Raw genomic sequence first — 21,941 nt, 5'->3', positions numbered from 1 at the left:
GAGAATCCTGGACATGAGCCACGACCTGCACGAATCGCTGCGGGACAACGTCCGCATCCTGGGCGACAGTCTGGGGCGTACCATTGCCGATGATCTCGGCAAGGACTTCGTCGATCGCATCGAGACCATCCGCGGCCTCGCCAAGCAGGGTCGCCAGCGCGAGGCCGACAGCAACCGCCAGCTGATCGACTACCTGCGTGGCCTGCCGGACAGCGACCTGCTGCCGGTGACCCGTGCCTTCAACCAGTTCCTCAACCTGGCCAACATGGCTGAGCAGCACTATCGCGCCCGCTTCCGCCGAGTCGAGGACTACAAGCCCGGCGCCCAGCCGGTGCTCGGCGAGCTGCTCGAACGCGCGCGCAGCGAGGGCCACACGCCGCGCAAGCTGGTCGAGGCGCTGGCCGGCATGCGCGTCGAGCTGGTGCTGACCGCTCATCCCACCGAGGTCATCCGCCGGACGCTGATCCAGAAGTACGACGCCATCGATGACTGCCTGACCATCATCGAGTCCTCCGCCGACTACCCCGAGCGCGCCGCCCGCGCCCATGGCCGGCTCGAGGAGCTGATCAGCCAGGCCTGGCACACCGACGAGATCCGTCACGAGCGTCCGACGCCGGTGGACGAGGCCCGCTGGGGCTTCGCGGTGATCGAGAATTCGCTGTGGCAGGCGGTGCCGGACTTCCATCGCGATCTCGACAACCTGCTGCTCGACACCGCGGGCGAGCGTCTGCCGCTGGACGCCGCGCCGATCCGCTTCGCCTCCTGGATGGGCGGCGACCGCGACGGCAACCCCAATGTCACCGCCAAGGTCACCCGCGAGGTGCTGCTGCTGGGCCGCTGGATGGCGGCGGACCTCTACTCGCGCGACCTCGAGCAGCTCAAGGCCGAGCTCTCCATGTGGAAGGCCAACAGCGCGCTCAAGGCCGAGGTGGGCGACGTCGCCGAGCCGTATCGCGAGCTGATCAAGCGCCTGCTGAGCAAGGTCGAGGCCACCCGCGACTGGGCCCAGGCCCAGCTCGACGGCGTCAACTACGACGGCGGGCCGATCATCGAGACCCGCGACCAGCTCTATGCGCCGCTGCTGGCCTGCTACCGCTCGCTGTGCGACGTGGGCCTCGACACCATCGCCAACGGTGTGCTGCTCGATACCCTACGCCGGGTCTCGGTGTTCGGCGTCACCCTCACCAAGCTCGACCTGCGTCAGGAATCCACACGCCACGAGCAGGTGATGGAAGAGCTCACCGACAGCCTGGGGCTCGGCCACTATCGCGACTGGAGCGAGGAGCAGCGCCAGGAATTCCTGCTCGACGAGCTGTCTTCCCGCCGGCCGCTGATTCCGCGTCGCTGGGAGTGCTCCGCCGAGACCCGCGAGGTGATCGATACCTTCCGCGTGATCGGCTCCGAGCACGTCGAGGCGCTGGGCACCTACATCATCTCCATGGCCGGCCAGCCCTCCGACGTGCTGGCGGTGGCGCTGCTGATGAAGGAAGTGGGCGGCGAGGCCACGCTGCCGATCGCGCCGCTGTTCGAGACCCTGGACGACCTCAACCGCGCCGGCGACGTCATCGACCGGCTGCTGGCGCTGCCGGGCTATCGACGGCTGATCGGGGATCGTCAGGAAGTGATGATCGGCTACTCGGACTCGGCCAAGGATGCCGGCCAGCTGGCCGCGGCCTGGGCCCAGTACCGGGCCCAGGAGACCCTGGTGGAGGTCTGCCGGCGCCACGACGTCGACCTGACGCTGTTCCACGGCCGCGGCGGCACGGTGGGTCGCGGCGGCGGTCCAGCCCATGCGGCCATCCTGTCCCAGCCGCCGGGATCGGTGAACGGCAGCCTCAGGGTGACCGAGCAGGGCGAGATGATCCGCTTCAAGTTCGGCCAGCCCGACATCGCGCTGCGCTCCATGGAGATCTACGCCTGTGCGGTGCTCGAGGCCTCGCTGCTGCCGCCGCCGGCCCCCGAACCGGCCTGGCGCGAGGAGATGGACCGCCTCGCCGGCGTGGCCCACCAGGCCTACGTGGGCGTGGTGCGCGAGGACCCCGACTTCGTGCCCTACTTCCGCTCGGTGACGCCGGAGACGGCGCTGGGTCGGCTGCCGCTGGGTTCGCGCCCCGCCAAGCGGCGCCAGGACGGCGGCGTCGAGACCCTGCGCGCCATTCCCTGGATCTTCGCCTGGACCCAGACGCGGCTGATGCTGCCGGCCTGGCTGGGCAGCGGCGAGGCCTTCGCCAAGCGCATCCAGGAGCCGGGCGGGCTCGAGGTGTTGCGCGAGATGCGCGACCGCTGGCCGTTCTTCGGCACCTACCTCGACATGCTCGAGATGCTGCTGGCCAAGGCCGACGTCAGCATCGCGGCCTACTATGAGCAGCGCCTGGTCGACGAGCCGGCCCTGCAGGCCCTCGGCGAGCGGTTGCGCGAGCGCTTCGGTCGTCTCAACGGTGCGGTGCTCTCGATCCTGGATCAGGACGAGCTGCTCGAGAGCACGCCGCTGATCCGTCAGGCAGTAGAGGTGCGCAACCCCTACATCGACCCGCTTCACGGCCTTCAGGCCGAGCTCCTGCAGCGTAACCGCGACGCCGATGGCGCGATCAGCGGCGACCTGTCCCGGGCGCTGATGGTGACCATGGCCGGCATCGCCGCCGGGCTGCGCAACACCGGCTGATCCCCGGCGCCGTGCGAGGCGCGCCGAACGGCAGAAAACCCCGAAGGCCCTTGGCCTTCGGGGTTTTTGGTCTGATGCAAGCGGTGAGGCGCGCCCGGTCTGCGGCGTGGAGGCCTGGTGGAACAGGCTAGAAGGGCAGATGCACCGAGGCGGTGACCATGTTGAGATGTTCGAGCGCTGGGTCGTCGACGCGCTCGACCTCCAGGCGGCTGACCCAGTCGTTGTCGAAGTCGAGCCGTGCACCGAAGCCGTTGACACGCGTCATGCCGCCCTGGGAGAGCTCGGGGGCGTGGCCGCTGGCCGCCTTGCCCTGCCAGCCCGCGAGGCCCGACTTGGCGTAGAGACCGAAGGCACCGAAGCGCACGCCGGCCAGCAGGCTGCCGCCGAGGCTGGTGGTATCGAGCAGGGTGTCGCGGGTCGCACTGGTCACGGGGACGTCGTTGCTTTCCCGATAGCGGATCTCGGCGCCGAAGTCGAAGCTCGGCAGGTCGTGTGGCGACAGGCCGGCGGTGAGACGGAAGCCCGATGTCACGCCATCGGGGCTCTGGACGTTGCCGCCCAGCAGCTGCACCCCGTTGTCTAGGCGAGCGAGGGCGGTGTCGTCACCCGCGTAGGCGGGCTCGTCGGCGCCTGCCAGCGCAGGGGTGGCGCTCAGGGTGGGGAGCAGCAGCAGGGCGATCAGCATCGACCGCCATGGACTCGGGATCTTCATCGCTCAGGCCTGGAGAGGGTGCCCGTCGGGTATCGTTACCAGAATGAGGCTAGCAGGTGACACCCGAGACGGCCAGGCGATGCGTCACTGTCGGGCGACGGAGCCGGACACGGAATCGGTCTCGGCCAGCCGGGCGTGGAGTCCCGCCAGCGCCGGCGTCGCCAGGCCGTGGTGGCGCCCGGCCGCCAGCAGCGGGCCGAGAATGGCCTCGTGCTCGGTGGGCCGGCCGGCCTGCACGTCCTGCAGCATCGAGGCGCGATTGTTGGCGGTCGACGACACCACCGACCACACCTGCGCCGACCAGCCGGCCGCCGGGGCCGGAATGGCCTCGGCGGCCATTACCGCCGAGACTTCCTCGATCACGGCCTCGACCATGGGCCGGAAGGGGCGATCACGCAGCTGGCCGTTGCGGATCCGGAAGCGGGCGACCAGCGGGTTGATGGCGGCATTGACGGCGAGCTTGTGCCACAGCCTCACGCGGATATCGTCCACCGCGACGGTGGTCAGCCCCGCCGTGCCGAGGCCTGCCGCGATGTCTTCGGCCAGCCGGGTGTGGCGGCCGGCGAGATCGCCGATCACGGTCTGCCCGCGGCCGGCATGCACCACGCCCTCGTCGCCATTCAGATACGCGCCCTCGGTGGTGCTGGCGCACAGCACCGGGCCGGTCCAGCGGTCGCTCAGGCGCGGCTGAACGCCGTAGCCGTTCTGCCACAGCACCAGCGGCGTGTCCGGGGCGAGCCGGGGAGCGACCGCCTCGAAGGCGGCCTCGGCGGCGTAGGCCTTGGTGGTCAGGTGCACGATATCGGCGCGTCCGGCGAGTCCGTCGGGCAGCGTCGCGGGCGTGACGCTGTCGAGCTCGTGCGAGCGCGTTTCGCCGGTCGGGGTGGTCAGGGTCTGACGGCGCGGCAGCTCGCGGCGGCCGATCAGGGTGACGGGCATCGTGGCGGCCAGGTGCAGCGCCAGCAGCCGCCCGACGGCGCCAGGCCCGAGGATCAACGTGTTCATGAGGACGTGCTCCGCCTGCGTCGGGCGGTGCCGGCCTTGGCGCCTTTTGCGGCCTTGCCGGCGCCGCCTCGGCCGGTGCCCTTGCTACCGCTCTTGCTGGCGCTTCGGCTTCCGCTGCCGCGTCGTGTCTTGCCACCCGACTTGCCCGAGCGAGCCGCCGGTTCGGCGCCTCGCGCATTGGCCAGAGACTGCCGCAGGCGGCCGGCGTCGGCGCGGCCGAGCAGCTCGCGCAGATCGGTGACGAGGGCGTCGAGGAAGGGCGCCGGGGCGTCGCCGTCCTCGGCGATGGCGGAGAGCCGCTGTTCCCACAGGGCGGTGCGTTCCGGGCGGCTCACGGCCTCGGGCAGCGAGGCGATCAGGGCATCGCCCAGGCGGGTGGCGCGCAGGGCCTTGCCTTCGCGTACCAGATAGCCGCGGGTCTCCAGGGTCTCGAGGATGCCGGCGCGGGTGGCCTCGGTGCCCAGGCCGTCGGCGTCCCTGAGCGTGCGGCGCACCGCCGGGTCGTCCACGTAGCGGGCGATGTTCATCATCGCCTTGATCAGGCTGGCGTCGGTGAAGGGCTCCGGCGGGCGGGTCTCGCGGTCCTCCACGCCGGCGCCCTCGACGCGGCACGCCTCGCCCTCGGCGAGCGGCGGCAGCGGCGGGGCCTCGTCGCGGGTGGTGAACAGCGGTTTCCAGCCGGGATCGAGAATCTCCTGGCCACGGGCGCGGAACAGCTCACCGATGATGGTGAACTCGGCCTTCACCTCGCGGGTCGAGAGCGCAGGGTAGAACTGGGCCAGCACGTTGCGCGCGATCAGCCGGAAGACGTCGGCCTCCTGGCGCGAGAGCTTCGCCGGATCGGCGGTCTTGCCGGTGGGTGCGAGGGCATGGTGGGCGCCGACCTGCTTGTCGTTCCAGGCCTTGGAGCGCTTCGCAAAGTCGGCGCCGGGGAGCCAGCCGCGCAGGGTGTCGTCGCCGGCGCAGGCGCCCTCGAGGGTGCGGCGGGCCCCGGCGAAGTGCTCCTCGGGCAGATAGCGGCAGTCCGAGCGCGGATAGGTGATCAGCTGGTGGCGTTCGTAGAGGCGCTGACAGATGTCCAGTACCGCCTTGGCCGAGAGCCCGTGGCGGCGGGCGGCGTCGACCTGCAGCGCCGACAGCGAGTAGGGCAGGGGCGCGGCCTGGCGCTTGTCGCGGCGCTCGAGCTTGGTCAGCCGGCCCTCGGCGCCCGGCAGGCGCTCGGCGAGCGCGGCCGCCGGGGCGCGTTCTAGCAGCCGCCCCTGATCGTCCAGCGGATGTCCCTCGCCGGGCGCCCACCAGGCCCTCAGACTGCCGCGGGTAACCGCCAGATCGGCCCACAGCACGTAGAAGGGCTTGGGCGTGAAGTCGCGGATCTCGGCGTCGCGGCGTACCACCAGGCCCAGCACCGGCGTCTGCACCCGGCCCACCGAGAGCACGCCGTCGTGCCCCGTCTGTCGGCCGATCAGCGTCCAGGCGCGGGTCAGGTTGATGCCGTACAGCCAGTCGGCCCGGGAGCGGGCCTGGGCGGCGCGGTAGAGCGGCGCGTAGCGGGCGTTGTCCTCCAGCCGCGATAGCGCGCGTTTCACGGCCGGGGCGTTGAGATCGTTGACCAGCAGCCGCGACACCGGCCCCTTCCAGCCCAGGTGCTCGATCACTTCCTGCACCAGCAGCTGGCCCTCGCGGTCGGGGTCGCCGGCGTGGACGACCTCGCCGGCCTGCTTGAGCAGCCGGCGGATCACCGCGATCTGCCCCCTGGCCTTGGGCCGCGGGGCGAGCTTCCACTGCTCGGGCAGGATCGGCAGGGTATCGAGCCGCCAGCTCTTGAGGGCGGGATCGTAGGCCTCGGGCGAGGCCTGTTCCAGCAGGTGGCCGAGGCACCAGGTGACCGTGGTATCGCCGGCCACCAGGGCGCCGTCCTCGCGGCGAACGGCGGCGGGCAGGGCGTCGGCGATGGCCCGGGCCAGGCTCGGCTTCTCGGCGATGATCAGGCGCATGGGTCCTCGTCGTCGGCATCACGGTCGATGGAAGAAAGTATGGGAATTCTTACAGTATTTACCACGGGCCGCCAGGGGTAAGATGGGGCGGCGCTGTACAATGCTTGTCACACTTTATCGGAGGGCGTGATAGATGCGTGAACGCGGCCGCACACGGCGCCTGCTGGGCCTGGGCACTCGTACCGGCGGGGCACTGCTGCGTACCCGACTGAGCGGGCAGGCCGACTGGCGTGCCCTCGGCGAGGCGCTGTTCGAGGGGCTCTCCGAGCTCAAGGGGCCGGCCATGAAGCTGGCCCAGGTGATGTCCCAGTGGGATGATCTGCTGCCGCCGGAGCTGGCCGACGAGCTGGCCCGGCTGCAGCGCCAGGCCACGCCGATGCCCTGGGAGTCCATTCAGGGCACGCTCGAGGCGCAGTACGGCGACCTGGAGGCGGTCTTCGCCGAGGTCGAGACCGCGCCCTTCGCCAGTGCCTCCATGGGCCAGGTGCACCGGGCGGTGACCCGAGATGGCGAGACGGTGGTGCTCAAGGTGCAGTACCCCGGCCTCGCCGAGGTGCTGGAGGGCGATCTCGCCCAGCTGCGTCGCCTGATGCGTCTGGGACGCTGGTTCAAGGTGCCCCAGGCGCGCCTCGATGCGCTGTTCGAGGAGCTCGCCGCCGGCCTGCGCGACGAGCTGGACTACCGGGCCGAGGCCGAGCACCTGGCGGGTTACCGGGCGCGCTATGCGCATCTCGACTCGCTGGTGATCCCCGAGCCGCTGACCGATCTCTGCGGGCCCCATGTGCTGGCGATGCGCCACGTGGCGGGCACGCCGCTGCGCGAGCTGGAGGATGCCGACGACGCCGTGCGTCAGCGGGTGGCCACGACCCTGGCCGACTGGCTGACCGAGGAGCTGTTCACCTTCGGCGAACTGCACGCCGATCCTCATGCCGGCAACTTCGCCGCCGATGACGAGGGTCGGCTGGTGATCTATGACTTCGGCGCCGTCATCCCGGTGCCCCGTGAGCGGCTGTCGGCGATGATGCGTCTGCTCGAGGCCACCCTGGCCGCGGACCCCATGGCCATGGATGCGGCGATGCTCGAGCTGGGCGGTCGCCAGGGGGAGGGCGCGCCCCTGGCGCTCTACCGCGAGGCCGCCGAGGCCGTGGGCCCGCTGTTCGCCCCCGGCATCCAGGACTTCGGCGACGTACGCGTGCACCGCCGGCTGCGCGAGCTGAGCCCGCGGGTGTGGGCGGCCATGGATCGCCTGCAGCCGCCGGCGGACACCCTGCTGCTGTCGCGCACCCTGAACGGCCACTACTGGAACCTGGTGCGCCTCGGCGCGCGGCTGGACATGGATGCCCGGGTACGGCCCCTCTTCGCGCAGGTGTCGCGGTGAGCGGCTGCCAGCCCGGCCCGCGGCTGGTAGACTGTGCGGTTTTTCGGCAGGGGAGACGGCCATGCTGGCGGTATGGGTAGAACAGCTGCTGGGGTTCGCCTCGGGCGCCCTCAAGGCGATTCGCGAAGACGAGCGTTATCCGACGCTGATGGCCTGGGCGCGCGAGGAAGGTCCCAAGCTCACCGGGGATCCGGCCATGGCCCAGGCGCTGGCTCCGGAGCTGTGGTCGCAGACCCCGCTGGCGCGGCTGGACTTCGAATGCGAGGCGCTGGCCCGCCCGGGGCGCAACGAGCCCTGCTGGTGCGACTCAGGGCGCAAGACCAAGCGCTGCTGCGGCGCCGTCAGCCTGCCGGGCGAGGTGCCCGATCACCTGATGTGGATGCTGTCGCTGCGCGAGTGGAAGGGCGATACCCTCAAGGCCGCCTTGGCCAGCGGCAAGGCGCCCGCCCAGGCGCTGCTCGAGGCCGGGCTGATCGCCGCCGAATCCGGCCAGCGCGGTCGCGCCCAGCAGATCCTCGAATCGCTGTTCGAGACCGCCGACTGGTCGCGCCTGCCGGAGCAGGCCGAGCCTGCCTTCGAGATCCTGGTCGATCTCTATCAGGAACGCGGTTTCCATCGCAAGCGCGAGGCGCTGCTCGATGCGGTGCTCGATCGCGGCCCGCTGTTCCTGCGCGGCGTGGCGCTGGAGCGACTGTGCCTGATGCATCTGGACAACGACGACCTGGACAGCGCCCGGGCCGCCTTTGTGCGCGCCCAGCAGGCGCTGCCGGACTCGCCGACCCTGGCCTACATCGAGGCCATGCTGCTGCTGCACGAAGGGCACGAGGAAGAGGCCCGGGAACGTTCGAGCTTCTGGTTCCGCCGCCTGTCCCGCCAGGGTGAGCTCGACCCCGACCAGCTGCAGTTCCTCTCCGACCTGGCCGACAATCCCGGCGCCACCCTGGCCGAGCAGCTGCTCAACGCCGAAGAGGACCTGGCCGAGCCGCTGGTGGCGCTGCAGGCGTTGCTCGAGTCGCTGGACGGTGCGCCGACGCTGGACCTGCGCGTCGAGGAGGGCCAGCTGGCCTATCACCGCAGTGCCCGGGAAGACACCCTTTATGCCGCCTTCCGCGCGGTGTTCCCCGCCGAGGTCGAGAACGAGGCGCCGCTGGGCTTCGACGACGATCCCTGGCAGGCCGCCGGAGAGTGGCTGCCGGCGCTGTGCGCCCATCCCGAGTGGCTCGATTCGCCGGCGGTGGTGCAGTCGCTGGCGCTGGCGATGACGAGCCGCTTCGGCAGCCTGCCCTGGATGGCGCCGAGCCTGTTCGAGCCGCTGTCCGCGCGCCTGGAGGACTGGCTGGAGCAGGCTCGAGAGGCGAGCCAGCAGTCCGCCGGCGAGGCGGCACTGGGCTGGGACGCCGCCGACAACGCGGTGTTGTTGCGCACCGGCCTGGCGCTGGTGGTGGGCATGGAACGCGGTGCACGGCAGCGCTCCCGGCACCTGGCCGAGCGGCTGCTCGAGCTGGACGACCGTGACAGCCTGGGGCTGCGCGAACTGGTGCTCGACCAGCTGCTGCGCGAGGATCGCGATACCGAGGCCCTCGCGCTCAGCGAGTCGGCGCTGGCCAAGCCGTCCGAGGACGAGGCGGTGCTGGGGCTGCTGATGGGGCGCGTGCTGGCATTGTACCGCCTGGATCGCGTCGACGAGGCCATCGAGGCCCTGGATGTCGCGCAGCGCCACAACGGGCACTCCCTGGCGCTGCTGTGCGCCGAGAACCCGCGTCCGCCCAGCCCGTCGGGCGACGGCACCGCGGCACCCGGCTCGCGGGCCGAGGCCTGGCAGTACCGTACCCTGATGCGTGACCAGTGGCGCGCCACCCCGGGCGCGCTGGAATGGCTCGCCGGTCGGCTGGACTGAGCGGCGGGGCCGAGAGGGGCGGCCTCAGGCCGTCGTCGGTGCCGGCGCCAGACGACGGTCTCGGCTGACCCAGACCGCCAGCGCGATGGCCGGCAGACCCAGCACCGAGGCCGCCAGGAAGAAGTCCGCATAGCCGTGAGCTTCGACCACCAGGCCGCCGAAGCCGCTCAGGAACTTGCCGGGCAGGGTCATCAGCGAGGAGAACAGTGCGTACTGGGTGGCGGTGTAGGCGCGTGAGGTCAGTCCCGAGAGGAAGGCGATGAACACCGCGCTGGCCAGCCCGTTGGAGAGGTTGTCGCCGACGATGGTGACCACCAGCATCGGCAGGCTGTCGCCGGCCAGCGAGAGGGCCACGAACAGCAGGTTGGTCAGGGCGGTGGCGGTGGCGCCGAGGATCAGGATCGGCCCCACGCCGTAGCGTGCCACCAGCAGGCCGCCCAGCAGACCGCCGCCGATGCTCATGGCGATGCCGAACACGTTGGTCACGTTGGCGATGGCCTCGAGGCTGAAGCCCAGATCGATGTAGAGCGGGTTGGCCATGGAGGCCATGGCCAGGTCGCTGATCCGGAACACCGCCACGAAGGCCAGCAGCCATAGTGCCTTGAGCCCGTGCCGGCCGAAGAAGTCGGTGAACGGGCAGACTACCGCGCCGATCACCCAGGCGCCCAGGCGGCGCAGCCAGGCCGGCCGGCCGCGGCTGGCACGCAGGAAGGCCCGTACCCGTGGCTCGTGGATCAGCTGGGTGGCGAGCGCCTGGCGCTCGGGTTCCGGGCGCACCAGCACCGTCAGCATGCCCACTGCCATCAGCGCCGCCATCGCCAGGTAAGCGACGTGCCAGGACGCCAGCGAGGCCAGGTAGAGCGCCCCGGCGCCGGCGGCGATCAGCCCGCCGCGATAGCCGATGATGTAGGTCGAGGCCATGGCCGCCTGCAGATCCTCCGGCGCCGACTCGATGCGAAAGGCGTCGATAGAGATGTCCTGGGTCGCCGAACCGAAGGCTACCAGCAGCGCGAACAGCGCCACCAGCGGCAGCTGGCTGGGCGGGTCGAGACTGGAAAGCCCCACCAGGCCCATGGCGATCATCGCCTGGGCCAGCAGCATCCAGCCGCGGCGCTGGCCGAGCCAGCGGGTCAGGCCGGGCAGCGCCAGGCGGTCGACCACCGGCGCCCAGAAGAACTTGATCGAGTAAAGGATGCCGATCCAGGCGAAGAAGCCGATCGCCGCCACCTCGACGCCGTCGCTGCGCAGCCAGGCCGAGAGGGTGGAGAACACCAGCAGGAAGGGCAGGCCCGCCGAGAAGCCCAGGAACAGCATGGTCAGTACCGGGGCGCGCAGATAGACCGACAGGGCGCTACGCCAGCTGCGGTGCGCGGTGGGGGTCGGCATGGCGGGGCTCTCCTTGCGATGGGTCAGGTCACGCGCCGGGCCATCGATGCTAAGATGTCGCCCTCGACGGGGCCCGGTGACGCCGGCGGCGCGCGCCGCCGATTGTTGCAGAGCCCCGGCGCCGACACCAGCCAGAGACGATCGACGACATGCGAGATGACGACCTTTCTCTCGAGGGCGCCGAGGACGCGGTGCCGCGCTGGTATGCGATCCAGTGCAAGGGCGGCGAGTCCTTCCGGGCCGCCGAGCATCTGGGCAACCAGGGCTACGAGGTCTTCCATCCTGTTCTAGAAGTGCAGAAGAAGCGCCGAGGCAAGCTCGAATGGGTGAGCGAGCCGCTCTTCCCCTATTACCTGTTCATCCGCCTCGACCGGCTGGTCAGCAACTGGCGACCGATCCGCTCGACGCGGGGCGTGCTCAAGCTCGTGACCTTCGGCGGCGAGATGCCGGTGGCGGTCGGTGACGGGCTGATCGAGGCTCTGCGCCGCCAGGCCAGCCAGGATGACGACGACGTCGCTCACGTCTATTTCCGCGCCGGCGAGACGGTGGAGATCACCGAGGGGCCGTTCAAGGACCTCCAGGCGGTCTTCGCCAGTCACAAGGGCGAGGAGCGCGCCATCGTGCTGCTCAACATGCTGCATCAGCAGCAGCGCCTGGAAATGCCCGTCTCCCGGCTGCGCCGCCGCGACTGATACGATTCCCCCTTCCTTTCATTTCCCCGTACCGGAGGTCCCATGACCATCGCCCCCCAGCGGGTCGTGATCCTGCACTACGTGCTGAGCGACGAGGACGGCCAGATCCTCGACGATTCCCGTGCCCGTCAGAAACCGCTCGAATACCTGCACGGCCACGATAACCTGATGGCCGGGCTGGAGCGCGCCCTGGCCGGCAGCGAGGCCGGCGCCGAGCTCGAGGTGACGCTGTCTCCCGACGAGGCCTACGGTAGGCGCGACGAGGCGCTGGTGCGCGAGGTCGGCCGCGATGCCTTCCCGGTGCCCGACCTTGCCCCGGGCATGCGCTTCCAGACCCGTGGCGACGACGGCCCGGAGATCGTCACCGTGCTCGAGGTGCGCGACGACGGCGTGCGGATCGATACCAATCATCCGCTGGCCGGACGCACCCTGCACTATCGGCTTGAGGTACTGGAGGTGCGCGAGGCCACTCGTGCCGAGCTGGCCAAGGGCCATCCGCTGCCGCCAGGCACCACGCCGGACCAGGTGGAAGACAAGAAGGTGATCTGAGCGTTGGACCCGAGAGCGCCGGCCGCGTCCTCATCGGCGTGGCCGCGTGTCCCCCTCTTTCTCTCCCGCCCTCTCTTTCTCTCCCGCCCTGTCTTCCTGTCTTCCTTCCTCCCGTCCTCCCTTCTTGCTGCCCTTCAGCGCGATGCGGCACCGTTTCCGGGGCCGATGATCTTTCCTCGGGTGCGTCGTGCGGTCGTGGAACTGACCTGGATCAAGCCCGTGCGGCTGGCAGGTGCGCACCGGGCGGCGCACTTGACGCAGATCAGCGTATCGCCCGTGTCGGGTCGCTAGAGTGGAGTCATCACATCGCGACGGGAGGCAAGCACCATGTACTGGGATGATGCCGTGATCTTCGGGCTTGCCACCGTCGGCATGATGATCGCCTTCATGGGCGGCTGGATCGCCTTCGTCATCCGCGACCACCATCGTCGCAACAAGAAGCGCTGATCCACCGTTCCACCGTCGTCAGGGGAGGGGGGATTCCCCCCACTAGGCCGACCCTTCGGGGCCGGCTTTTTTTTGTGCGTCGTCCGGGAGAGGCTTGCTCAACGGTCGGCGGTCAGGCGTTCCGGCAGGCCGGGCGCCGCGGGCGTCCAGCGTCGGGCCAGGGCGCGCATCACTCGCTCGGGATACCAGGTCTTGCCCAGGCTGCCGTTGTAGCGGGCCAGGGCGCGGGTGAGATCGCCGTCCTCCACCGCCAGGTAGTGGGCCAGTATCGTGCAGCCGTAGCGCAGGTTGCGGATGGGGTCCTTGAGGTCGTCGGCGGGCAGCCCGAGCTCCCGGATCCAGAACGGCATGATCTGCATCAGCCCCACGGCGCCGGCCGAGGATACCGCCTCGGCGCGGAAGGCGCTCTCGACCTGAATGACCGACAGCACCAGCGAAGGTGGAAGGCCGGCCAGGCTCGCTTCCTGATGGATGCGGGCCAGCAGCGTCTGGCGACGATCGGCATCGGGCACGTAGCGCGCCAGGCGCGGTGCCATGTCGTTGATCCACTGGCGGGCCGCCCACACCTCGGCGGGCGAGCGCGGCGTCTGCCGGGCGCCGTCCAGGGTCGGGCGCAGCGTGGCGGGGGGCGGCGGCAGGGCCTGAACCACCGGCGCCCGGTCCAGGACCGGGCGCGCGGAGAGGGCATCGAGGAAGTCGCTGCCCGTTTGGTCCTCGAGCGGCTGGGCGACGAGCGGCGTCGCCAGCAGCAGGGAGGCGGCCGCCGCCAGGGCGGCCGTCAAATGCCGCTTAACGGGCGTCGATCTTCTCGCGCAGGAAGGCGAGGATGTCCCCGGCGGGGACCATGGTGGCGTCGCTGTCACGGCGTCCCTTGTACTCCAGTTCACCCTTGTCCAGCCCGCGGTCGCCGACCACCAGTCGATGGGGAATGCCCATCAGTTCCTGGTCGGCGAAACGCACGCCGGGGCGCAGGTCGCGATCGTCGAGCAGTACGTCGAAGCCGGCGGCGCTGAGCTCCTGATAGAGACGCTCGCTTTCCTCGCGCACGCGCTGCGACTTGTGAGCGTTCATCGGCACCACGGTGACGTGGAAGGGCGCGATGGCGTCCGGCCAGATGATGCCGCCGTCGTCATGGTTCTGCTCGATGGCGGCGGCCACGACCCGGCTCACCCCGATACCGTAACAGCCCATCCAGGGGTGCGCGGCCTTGCCGTTGGCGTCCAGTACGGTGGCATTCATCGCTTCGCTGTACTTCTGGCCCAGCTGGAAGACGTGCCCGACCTCGATGCCGCGCTTGATCGACAGCGTGCCCTGGCCGTCCGGGGAAGGATCGCCCTCGACCACGTTGCGCAGGTCGGCGACCTTGGGCAGCGGCAGGTCGCGCTCCCAGTTGATGCCGAAGTAGTGCTTGCCGTCGACGTTGGCGCCGGCGCCGAAGTCGCTCATCATCGCCACGCTGCGGTCGATCACGACCGGCATGTCGAGGTTCACCGGGCCCAGCGAGCCGGGGCCGGCGCCGGCCGCCGCGCGGATCTCTTCCTCGGTGCCCATGGTCAGCGGGCTCGCCACCTCGGGCAGGTTCTCGGCCTTGACCTCGTTGAGCTCGTGGTCGCCGCGCACCAGCAGCGCGATCAGGCCGCCCTCGGTGGCGTGCACCATCAGCGTCTTGATGGTCTTCTCGATCGGCAGGCCGTGCTGCTCGACCAGCGCGGCGATGGTCTTGGCGTCCGGCGTGTCGACCAGGCGCAGCTCCTCGGCGGGGGCGGCGCGCTCGCCCTGGGGCGCCAGCGCCTCGGCCTTCTCCATGTTGGCGGCGTAGTCGGACTCGGTGGAGAACACGATGTCGTCCTCGCCGGAGTCGGCCAGCACGTGGAACTCGTGGGAGCCGGTGCCGCCGATGGAGCCGTTGTCGGCGATCACCGGGCGGAAGTCGAGCCCCAGGCGGGTGAAGATGCGCACATAGGTGTCGTACATCACCTGATAGGTGTCCATCAGCGAGGCTTCGTCGATGTGGAAGGAGTAGGCGTCCTTCATCACGAACTCGCGGGAGCGCATCACGCCGAAGCGCGGGCGGATCTCGTCGCGGAACTTGGTCTGGATCTGATAGAAGTTCGACGGCAGCTGCTTGTAGCTGGCGATCTCGCGGCGCACCAGGTCGGTGATCACTTCCTCGTGGGTCGGCCCGACGCAGTAGTCGCGCTCGTGGCGGTCCTTGAGGCGCAGCAGCTCGGGCCCGTACTGGTCCCAACGGCCGGATTCCTGCCACAGCTCGGCGGGCTGCACGGCCGGCATCAGCACTTCCTGGCCACCGGCGCGATCCATCTCCTCGCGGACGATCCGCTCGACCTTGCGCAGGGTGCGAAGGCCCAGCGGCAGCCAGGTGTAGAGCCCCGAGGTCAGGCGGCGGATCATCCCCGCGCGCAGCATCAGCTGATGGCTGACCACTTCGGCGTCGGCGGGCGTTTCCTTGAGGGTGGAGATCAACAGTTGCGTGGCGCGCATGGGTCGCGGATATCCTCGAAAGCGTCGTATAGAGGGGATGGGCCGACCGGATATGAGCGGCCCGAATTGAACGGCATTGTACGACCAAGCGCGAGTGGCGGCAAAAGCGACGCGAGGCGCCGGCGCGGCTACGCCTTTGGTCGAAGGCGGGCGGACATGTGTAGCTGGCAATCTATTAGCGTGGAATGATTAAGGCAGGCCGCCGGTCACTTCCGACGGTTCCTTCCCCACCGACGAGGAGATTGCAGGCGTGTACGACGACGATCGCATCCGGCAGCGCTGCCGCTGGCCGCAATGGCATGACAGGCTCCGTTCGGCCGAACAGGCCGCGGCGCTGATCGAGGATGGCATGACGGTCGGGATGAGCGGTTTCACCCGGGCCGGCGAGGCCAAGGCGGTGCCGCTGGCGCTGGCCGAGCGGGCCGCCCGCGATCCGCTGTCGATCACCCTGATGACCGGGGCGTCGCTCGGCAACGACCTGGATCGCCTGCTCACCGAGGCCAACGTGCTGGCGCGGCGCATGCCGTTCCAGGTGGACACCACCCTGCGCCGGGCGATCAACGACGGGAGGGTGATGTTCATGGACCAGCATCTGTCCGAGACCGTCGAGCTGTTGCGCAACCATCAGCTCGCCGATCTGGACGTGGCGGTGGTCGAGGCCTGCGCGATCACCGAGGACGGCGGCATCGTGCCGACCACCTCGGTGGGCAATTCGGCCAGCTACGCGCTGCTGGCCGACAGGGTGATCGTCGAGCTCAACCTGGCCGCGCCCGCCGAGCTCGAGGGCATGCACGACATCTTCGTGCCGGCCATGCGCCCGACGCGTCCGCCGATCCCGGTGGTGGCGCCGGACTCGCGCATCGGCACCACGGCCATTCCCGTCGACCCGTCACGCATCGCCGCCATCGTGGTCACCGAGGGCCAGGACAGCCCCTCCACCGTGCTGCCGCCGGATGCCGATACCGCGCGCATCGCCGAGCACCTGATCGGCTTCTTCGCCGATGAGGTCGAGGCGGGGCGCCTGACGCCCTCGCTGCTGCCGCTGCAGGCCGGCATCGGCAGCATGGCCAACGCGGTGATGTGCGGCCTGGCCGAGGGCCCCTTCGAGCACCTGACCATGTACTCCGAGGTGCTCCAGGATTCCACCTTCGACCTGCTGGACGCCGGCAAGCTCGATTTCGCCTCCGGCTGCTCGATCACCCTCTCCGAGGCCTGCGGCGAGCGCGTCTGGCCGCGTCTGGCCGAGTACCGCGACCGCCTGGTGCTGCGGCCCCAGGAGCTCTCCAACCATCCCGGCATCGTGCGCCGGCTCGGGGTGATCGCCGTCAACACCGCGCTGGAGGCCGATATCTACGGCAACGTCAACTCCACCCACGTGAACGGCTCGAAGATGATGAACGGCATCGGCGGCTCCGGCGACTTCGCCCGCAACGCCCAGCTGTCGGTGTTCGTCACCAAGTCGGTGGCCAAGGGCGGGGACCTGTCGAGCTTCGTGCCCTTCGCCAGCCACGTCGACCACACCGAGCATGACGTCGATATCCTGGTCTCCGAGCACGGCCTGGCCGACCTGAGGGGGCTGGCGCCGCGGGAGCGCGCCGAGGTGATCATCGAGCGCTGCGCCGATCCCCGCTATCGCCCGGCACTGCGGGACTACTTCGCCAGGGCCTGCGCGCGCGGCGGGCACACGCCGCACTGCCTGGAATCGGCGCTGTCCTGGCATGTGGCCGCCCAGCGTGACGGCCACATGCGCTCGCTGATCGAGCAGGTCGAGCCGCGCTCGGCCTGACGCCGCGCGCGAATCCCGCCTCGGCGGCGTTAGTCCGACGCCGCCTCCTAGTTCAACGCTTGCCGGCGCTCCCGGCGGGCGTTGCTCATGTAGATCAGCCACAGGGCGCCGGCCAGCAGCGCCACCGCCGCCAGGCGCGAGGCGTCGAAGGGCAGGCGGTCGTTGTGCAGCCAGCCGAAGTGGTCGATCAACAGGCTCATCAGCAGCTGACCGGAAATCACCGCCACGGTGGCGGCAGCGGTGCCGACCCGTGGCACCGCGAAGACGATAGCCAGCATGTAGACCACGCCGAACAGCGCGCCGGTCAGCTGCCACTTGGGCACGCTGAACAGCGTCGCCTCATGGGGCGGCTCGAAGAAGAACATCAGCAGGAAGGTCACCACGGCGCCCATGACGAAGGTCAGCCAGGCGCTCGGCAGCACGCCGACGGTGGCGCCGAGGCGGCCGTTCACGGACGACTGGGCGGCCAGCACGGCGCCGCCGGCGAGCAGCAGGGGAAAGATCAGGGTCAGCAGCATGTCGGATCTCCTCAGTGGATGAGCCAAAGGGCGGCGAGAATCAGCACCAGGGCGCCGACCCGGTAGCCGTCGATGGCGCGGCGTTCGCTGCCCAGCCAGCCGAAGTGGTCGATGATGAGACTGGCACCGACCTGGCCGAAGAGGATGCCGACCATGGTGATGCCGACGCCCACCAGCGGTGTGGTGACGGTCAGCACCACCACGTAGATCGGCCCCAGCAGGCCGCCGATCAGCTGCCAGCGCGGCTGACGGAACAGCGAGTCCAGCGAGACGCCACGGCTGAACACCATGGCCAGCGAGAGCAACAGGCCGCCAACCATGAAGATCGACAGTGTCGCCGAGAGATGGCCGACCTGTTCGCCGAGCGGGCCGAGCAGGCCGGCTTCCACCGACAGGCCCATGCCGGCGCCGAGCACCAGCAGCAGTATTGCGAGGGGTGGCATGTTCGCCTCCGTGATGGGGAAAGGCGGCTTACCCTACTTATGTGCTGTAATGGGAACAATCTGGTGTTCTGACAAAGGTTCTTTGCTGAATGGACAATAATGTTCAGCTGCTGTCGCTGCGCCTCTTCGCCAGGGTGGCCCAGGGCGGCAGCTTCACTGAGGCGGCGCGCGCCTTCGAACTGCCGACGTCGTCGGTCTCGCGGCGCATCGCCGCCCTCGAGCGCGCTCTCGGGCAGCGCCTGCTGTATCGCCATTCACGGGCGGTGCGTCTCACCGAGGCCGGGCAGCGCTATCTGGAGCAGGTGAGCGAGGCGCTGACGCTATTGGACGGTGCCGCCGAGGAGGTGTCGGGAGCGACCCGTTCTCCCCGCGGCGTGCTGCGCATCAATGCGCCGGTGGCCTTCGGTCGCCGGCACATCGCCCCCTGGCTTGAGGGTTTCCAGTCCCGCTACCCCGAGCTCGAGGTGGAGCTGACGCTGACCGATGCCCTGGTCGATCCGGTACAGGAGGGCGCCGATCTGGTGGTGCGGATCGGCGCGCTGGAGGACTCCAGTCTGGTGGCCCGGGAGCTGGCGCCGCAGCACTTCACCATCGCCGCCTCGCCGGGCTATCTGGCGCGCCACGGCCGGCCCGAGCATCCGGACGACCTACTCCACCACAACTGTCTGATCTACAAGGGAACCCGGGGGCGGGAAGCGTGGTATGTGCGGCGCCATGAGCGGGAAGCATTCCGGCCCGTCGAGGTCCACGGCAACCTGCGCAGCAACAACGCCGAGAGCCTCTGCGAGGCGGCGTGCCAGGACCAAGGCCTGGTGCTGTTCCCCACCTGGCTGCTGCAGCAGGCGCTGGAGCGCGGGGAACTGGTGCCGGTGATGCGCGACTGGCAGGTCGCCAATCGGCCGCGGCTCGATGCCATCCACCTGATCTTGCCGGAGCACCGGCTGCGTTCCTCCAAGGTCGCCGCCTTCGTCGACGACCTGATGTCGCGGCGCGAGCGGCTGTCGCCGCGCCTAGGGGCGGGAGGATGAAACGCTAGGCCAAAGACTCACGGGCGACGCCCGTGGCCAGGCAGGCGTCCTGCAGGGACCAGTCGGCGTGGTTGTTGACCTGGCCGTGGTCGCGCAGGGCGCGGATCGCGGCCAGATCGAGGCGGGCGATCTGCCAGCCCGGGGTGGCATCCGCGGCCCGGGTCAGCACGCCATCGGGCGGAAAGCCGTGGTCGCAGGGCGTGTAGATGCCAGCGCGACCGACGTTGATGTCCACCGCCGGCGACCACAGCGCCTCGCCCACCGTGGGTGACTGCACGATCGCCACCTGCTGCTCGATGGCGCGGGCCTGGGCGCTGAGCCGCACCCGCTGATAGCCGGCCTCGGTGTCGGTGCAGCTCGGTACCAGCAGCAGCTCGGCGCCGGCGTCCACCAGCGCCCGGGCCAGCAGCGGGAACTCGCTGTCGTAGCAGATCAGCACGCCCAGCCGCCCGGCCGGGGTGTCGAAGACCCTGAGGCCGTGGCCGGCCTCGACGCCCCATTCGTCGTTCTCGAAGCGCGTCATCACCTGCTTGTCCTGATGGCCCAGGTCGCCGTCCGGGCCGCACAGCCAGGCGCGATTGACGAAGCGGCCGTCATCGAGCCGCCAGGGCAGCGAGGGCGCGAGCAGGGTCACGCCATGCTCGCGGGCAAGCTCACGCCAGGTCTCGACGACGGCATAGCGCCAGGGCTGCAGGCCGTGCAGCTGGGCCGCCAGGTCGCCCTGCTCGGTTTCGGGCAGCAGCGAGGCCAGCTCCATGGCGCCGTACTCGGGAAACACCAGCAGCTCGGCGCCGCGGCTGGCGGCGTCATGCACCCAGCGTGCCGCCTTGGCCTGGAAATCGGCGAAGGTGGCGAAGCGGTCGATGGGGTACTGAGCGGTTGCCACGGTCACCGTCGGGCGGTGGTTCTCGCTCATGAATCCAGGGCCTTGAGCCAGAAGATCATCGGCTTGGCGGTCTCCTCGTCTGCATCGATGTCCTTCCAGCTGAAGGTGGTCGATAGCGACGGCGTGCGGCGATAGCCCCAGGCGTTCCAGAAGTCGTGCAGCGGCCGATAGTCGTCCGGCTTGAGCGGATGGTCGACCGGACGCTCCACGGCACAGAAGGCCGCATGGCCGAAGCCCTCGCTTTCGGCGTGGCTCTCGCGGGCCTCCATGAAGGCCTTGCCGATGCCGCGGCCGCGGTATTCGGGCAGCAGCACCGACTCGCCGTAGTAGAAGACGCCTTCGGGGCGGTAGCCGGCGGCTTCGAAGGGTGCGCGGAAGTCGTCGACCTCGTCGTCCAGCGGCTGGCCGGTGGCCGCGCCGACCAGGGTGTCGCCGTCGAAGGCCAGCACGAAGAAGCTTTCCGGATTGGCGGCGTAGCGCTCGAGGTAGCTGGCCTCGTAGGCCTCGTCGCCGTCGTAGAGATAGGGGAAGTCACGGAAGACCCGGATGCGCAGCTGGGCCAGGGCCGGCAGGTGCGGGGTGATGTCGCGTCCCCGGCAGATGGATAGGGTCGGGTTCGCCATTGGCTTGCTCCAGGGAGGAAAATTGTTATTGGGTCGCGGCACCCTAGCAGATGCGCCCGGGCTGACGCAGTGCGGCGGCGACGCCAGCGGTGCCGAGCGCGACATGGCTCAGGCGACGTTGCCCGCGGCGCGCCAGCGACCGATGGCCAGGGCGACCAGGCCGGCCACGAGCCCCCAGAAGGCCGAACCGATGCCGCCCGGCGCGATACCCGAGGCGGTGACCAGGAAGGTGAGCAGGGCGGCATCGCGCTGGCTGACATCGCCCAGGGCGTCGGCCAGCGACGCGCCGAGGGTCGGCAGCAGTGCCAGGCCGGCGATGGCGACCACCAGCTCGCCGGGCAGCGCGGCGAACAGCGAGCTCACGGTGGCGCCAAACAGCCCCAGCAGCAGGTAGAAGCCGCCCGCCGCGACCCCGGCGGCGTAGCGTCGCCGCGGGTCGTGATGCGCCTCCGGGCCCTGGCAGACCGCGGCGCTGATCGCCGCCAGATTGAGTGCGAAGCCGCCGAAGGGGGCCAGCGCCAGGCCGGCCAGCCCGGTGCCGCCGACCAGCGGCGAGATCGGTGGCTGGTAGCCGGCGGCGCGCAGGGCGGCCACGCCGGGCAGGTTCTGGGAGGCCATGGTGACCACGAACAGCGGGATGCCGACGCCGATCAGCGTGCCGAGGTCGAAGCTCGGCGCCGTATACGCCGGCACCGCCAGCGCCGGGGTGATGGCGCCCAGATCCAGCAGGCCCTGGGCCTGGGCCACCAGGCCGCCCACCGCGAGCACCAGCGGGATGGCATAGCGCGGCCACAGCCGCTTGGCCACCAGATAGGTCAGCCCCATCGCCAGCGGCAGCACCAGCCGGTGTTCCACGGTCATCACCAGGTCGAGCCCGAAGCGCAGCAGCACGCCGGCCAGCATGGCCGAGGCCAGTGCCCGCGGCAGGCGGTGCATCAGGCGTTCGAACAGCCCGGTCACGCCGCACAGGGTGATCAGCAGCGACGAGAACAGGAAGGCCCCGATCGCCTCGCTCATCGGCAGGCCGGGCAGGCTGGTGGCGAGCAGCGCCGCGCCCGGGGTCGACCAGGCGGTAAGCAGCGGCATGCGGTAGCGCAGCGAGAAGACCAGGGTGGTGATGCCGGAGCCGATGCCCAGCGCCCACAGCCAGGAGCCGATCTCGGCCTGGCTGGCGCCGGCCGCCTCGGCGGCCTGAACGATGATCGCCGCCGAGCTGGAATAGCCGATCAGCACGGCGATGAAGCCGGCGGTGAGGGTCGACAGGCTGCTGTCGCGCCACAGCGAGGAACGCTCGGCGGTGGCGGGGCTCGGCGTCGGCCGGCTTGACGTGGACATGGGAGGGCTCCGGAAACGTGTGCGCTATAACGTACGATGGCGTCACCCTAGCACCGTGCGCTATAACGCACAAATGGGCAGGCACGCCACGGCGGCCG

19 protein-coding genes are annotated in these 21,941 nt (G+C 70.1%); 8 read left to right on the top strand and 11 right to left on the bottom strand.

Features of this window, described 5'->3' with window-relative positions; all coding sequences use genetic code 11:
• The first annotated feature begins 13 nt into the window (after window positions 1–13).
• A complete protein-coding gene (gene ppc, locus QWG60_RS10465; protein WP_146908037.1) occupies window positions 14–2,662 on the top strand; it encodes a phosphoenolpyruvate carboxylase in 2,649 nt (882 codons plus the stop codon).
• A gap of 127 nt (window positions 2,663–2,789) precedes the next feature.
• On the opposite strand, the gene QWG60_RS10460 is transcribed toward ppc, so the two are convergent.
• From QWG60_RS10460 to QWG60_RS10450, 3 genes are all read right to left on the bottom strand, one after another.
• Entirely contained in the window at window positions 2,790–3,347 is a 558-nt protein-coding gene (locus tag QWG60_RS10460) for a hypothetical protein (RefSeq protein WP_237022368.1), read from the bottom strand.
• A gap of 111 nt (window positions 3,348–3,458) precedes the next feature.
• Window positions 3,459–4,379, bottom strand: a complete 921-nt coding sequence (locus QWG60_RS10455; RefSeq protein ID WP_146908039.1) for a ketopantoate reductase family protein — start codon at window positions 4,377–4,379, stop codon at window positions 3,459–3,461.
• Window positions 4,376–6,373 carry a DNA topoisomerase III gene (locus QWG60_RS10450; protein WP_146908042.1) on the bottom strand — a complete coding sequence of 666 codons (1,998 nt, stop codon included), beginning with the start codon at window positions 6,371–6,373 and terminating at the stop codon, window positions 4,376–4,378. Before QWG60_RS10450 ends, QWG60_RS10455 begins: the two co-directional genes overlap by 4 nt.
• A 133-nt stretch (window positions 6,374–6,506) precedes the next feature.
• Between QWG60_RS10450 and QWG60_RS10445 the strand changes: the two genes are divergently transcribed.
• Together QWG60_RS10445 and QWG60_RS10440 are read left to right on the top strand one after the other, a co-directional pair.
• Window positions 6,507–7,751, top strand: coding sequence for an ABC1 kinase family protein (locus QWG60_RS10445; protein WP_146908044.1), 1,245 nt, complete (start codon window positions 6,507–6,509; stop codon window positions 7,749–7,751).
• A gap of 61 nt (window positions 7,752–7,812) precedes the next feature.
• Window positions 7,813–9,648, top strand: a complete 1,836-nt coding sequence (locus tag QWG60_RS10440) for an SEC-C domain-containing protein (protein ID WP_146908046.1) — start codon at window positions 7,813–7,815, stop codon at window positions 9,646–9,648.
• Between the two features lie 24 nt (window positions 9,649–9,672).
• On the opposite strand, the gene QWG60_RS10435 is transcribed toward QWG60_RS10440, so the two are convergent.
• A complete protein-coding gene (locus QWG60_RS10435; RefSeq protein ID WP_035596787.1) occupies window positions 9,673–11,034 on the bottom strand; it encodes an AmpG family muropeptide MFS transporter in 1,362 nt (453 codons plus the stop codon).
• A 149-nt stretch (window positions 11,035–11,183) separates the two neighbouring features.
• Here QWG60_RS10435 and rfaH point away from each other — a divergent pair, with 149 nt between their 5' ends.
• The 3 genes from rfaH (at window position 11,184) to ccoM (ending at window position 12,722) form a co-directional block, all read left to right on the top strand.
• Complete coding sequence (gene rfaH / locus QWG60_RS10430; protein ID WP_035596791.1) at window positions 11,184–11,726, top strand: transcription/translation regulatory transformer protein RfaH; 543 nt, start codon at window positions 11,184–11,186, stop codon at window positions 11,724–11,726.
• Window positions 11,727–11,768: 42 nt separating this feature from the next.
• On the top strand, window positions 11,769–12,275 hold the full coding sequence (locus QWG60_RS10425; RefSeq protein ID WP_107182360.1) for an FKBP-type peptidyl-prolyl cis-trans isomerase: 507 nt from the start codon (window positions 11,769–11,771) through the stop codon (window positions 12,273–12,275).
• A gap of 327 nt (window positions 12,276–12,602) precedes the next feature.
• Window positions 12,603–12,722, top strand: coding sequence for a cytochrome c oxidase subunit CcoM (ccoM, locus tag QWG60_RS10420; RefSeq protein WP_281288357.1), 120 nt, complete (start codon window positions 12,603–12,605; stop codon window positions 12,720–12,722).
• Between the two features lie 98 nt (window positions 12,723–12,820).
• Here ccoM and QWG60_RS10415 read toward each other — a convergent pair whose 3' ends face one another.
• Both QWG60_RS10415 and QWG60_RS10410 read right to left on the bottom strand, forming a co-directional pair.
• Complete coding sequence (locus QWG60_RS10415) at window positions 12,821–13,372, bottom strand: lytic transglycosylase domain-containing protein (protein WP_035596797.1); 552 nt, start codon at window positions 13,370–13,372, stop codon at window positions 12,821–12,823.
• 139 nt (window positions 13,373–13,511) lie between these two features.
• Complete coding sequence (locus QWG60_RS10410; protein WP_046079681.1) at window positions 13,512–15,224, bottom strand: proline--tRNA ligase; 1,713 nt, start codon at window positions 15,222–15,224, stop codon at window positions 13,512–13,514.
• A gap of 250 nt (window positions 15,225–15,474) precedes the next feature.
• Here QWG60_RS10410 and QWG60_RS10405 point away from each other — a divergent pair, with 250 nt between their 5' ends.
• Window positions 15,475–17,010, top strand: a complete 1,536-nt coding sequence (locus QWG60_RS10405; RefSeq protein ID WP_186810050.1) for an acetyl-CoA hydrolase/transferase family protein — start codon at window positions 15,475–15,477, stop codon at window positions 17,008–17,010.
• A 47-nt stretch (window positions 17,011–17,057) separates the two neighbouring features.
• Here the strand turns inward: QWG60_RS10405 and QWG60_RS10400 are convergent, their stop codons facing one another.
• Together QWG60_RS10400 and QWG60_RS10395 are read right to left on the bottom strand one after the other, a co-directional pair.
• The gene (locus QWG60_RS10400) at window positions 17,058–17,528 is read right to left on the bottom strand and encodes a DMT family transporter (protein ID WP_186810051.1); all 471 of its coding nucleotides are present in this window, start codon (window positions 17,526–17,528) and stop codon (window positions 17,058–17,060) included.
• Window positions 17,529–17,539: 11 nt separating this feature from the next.
• Window positions 17,540–17,971: a DMT family transporter gene (locus QWG60_RS10395; protein WP_146908049.1), complete on the bottom strand. Its 432-nt coding sequence runs from the start codon at window positions 17,969–17,971 to the stop codon at window positions 17,540–17,542.
• 89 nt (window positions 17,972–18,060) lie between these two features.
• On the opposite strand from QWG60_RS10395, the gene QWG60_RS10390 reads away from it, so the two are divergent.
• Entirely contained in the window at window positions 18,061–18,999 is a 939-nt protein-coding gene (locus QWG60_RS10390; RefSeq protein WP_146908051.1) for a LysR family transcriptional regulator, read from the top strand.
• Window positions 19,000–19,003: 4 nt separating this feature from the next.
• Here QWG60_RS10390 and QWG60_RS10385 read toward each other — a convergent pair whose 3' ends face one another.
• The 3 genes from QWG60_RS10385 to QWG60_RS10375 form a co-directional block, all read right to left on the bottom strand.
• Complete coding sequence (locus QWG60_RS10385; protein WP_146908053.1) at window positions 19,004–19,915, bottom strand: carbon-nitrogen hydrolase family protein; 912 nt, start codon at window positions 19,913–19,915, stop codon at window positions 19,004–19,006.
• Window positions 19,912–20,508 (bottom strand): GNAT family N-acetyltransferase, encoded by a 597-nt coding sequence (locus QWG60_RS10380; RefSeq protein WP_046079680.1) that lies wholly within the window; start codon window positions 20,506–20,508, stop codon window positions 19,912–19,914. The genes QWG60_RS10385 and QWG60_RS10380 overlap by 4 nt, the downstream gene beginning before the upstream one ends.
• 108 nt (window positions 20,509–20,616) lie before the next feature.
• Window positions 20,617–21,843, bottom strand: coding sequence for a benzoate/H(+) symporter BenE family transporter (locus tag QWG60_RS10375; RefSeq protein WP_146908055.1), 1,227 nt, complete (start codon window positions 21,841–21,843; stop codon window positions 20,617–20,619).
• Between the last annotated feature and the right edge of the window lie 98 nt (window positions 21,844–21,941).

Source organism: Halomonas halophila (assembly GCF_030406665.1).
GTDB classification, from domain to species: domain Bacteria; phylum Pseudomonadota; class Gammaproteobacteria; order Pseudomonadales; family Halomonadaceae; genus Halomonas; species Halomonas halophila.
Note: the sequence above shows the minus strand (reverse complement) of the source record. Positions and strands in the feature narration are given on the sequence as shown.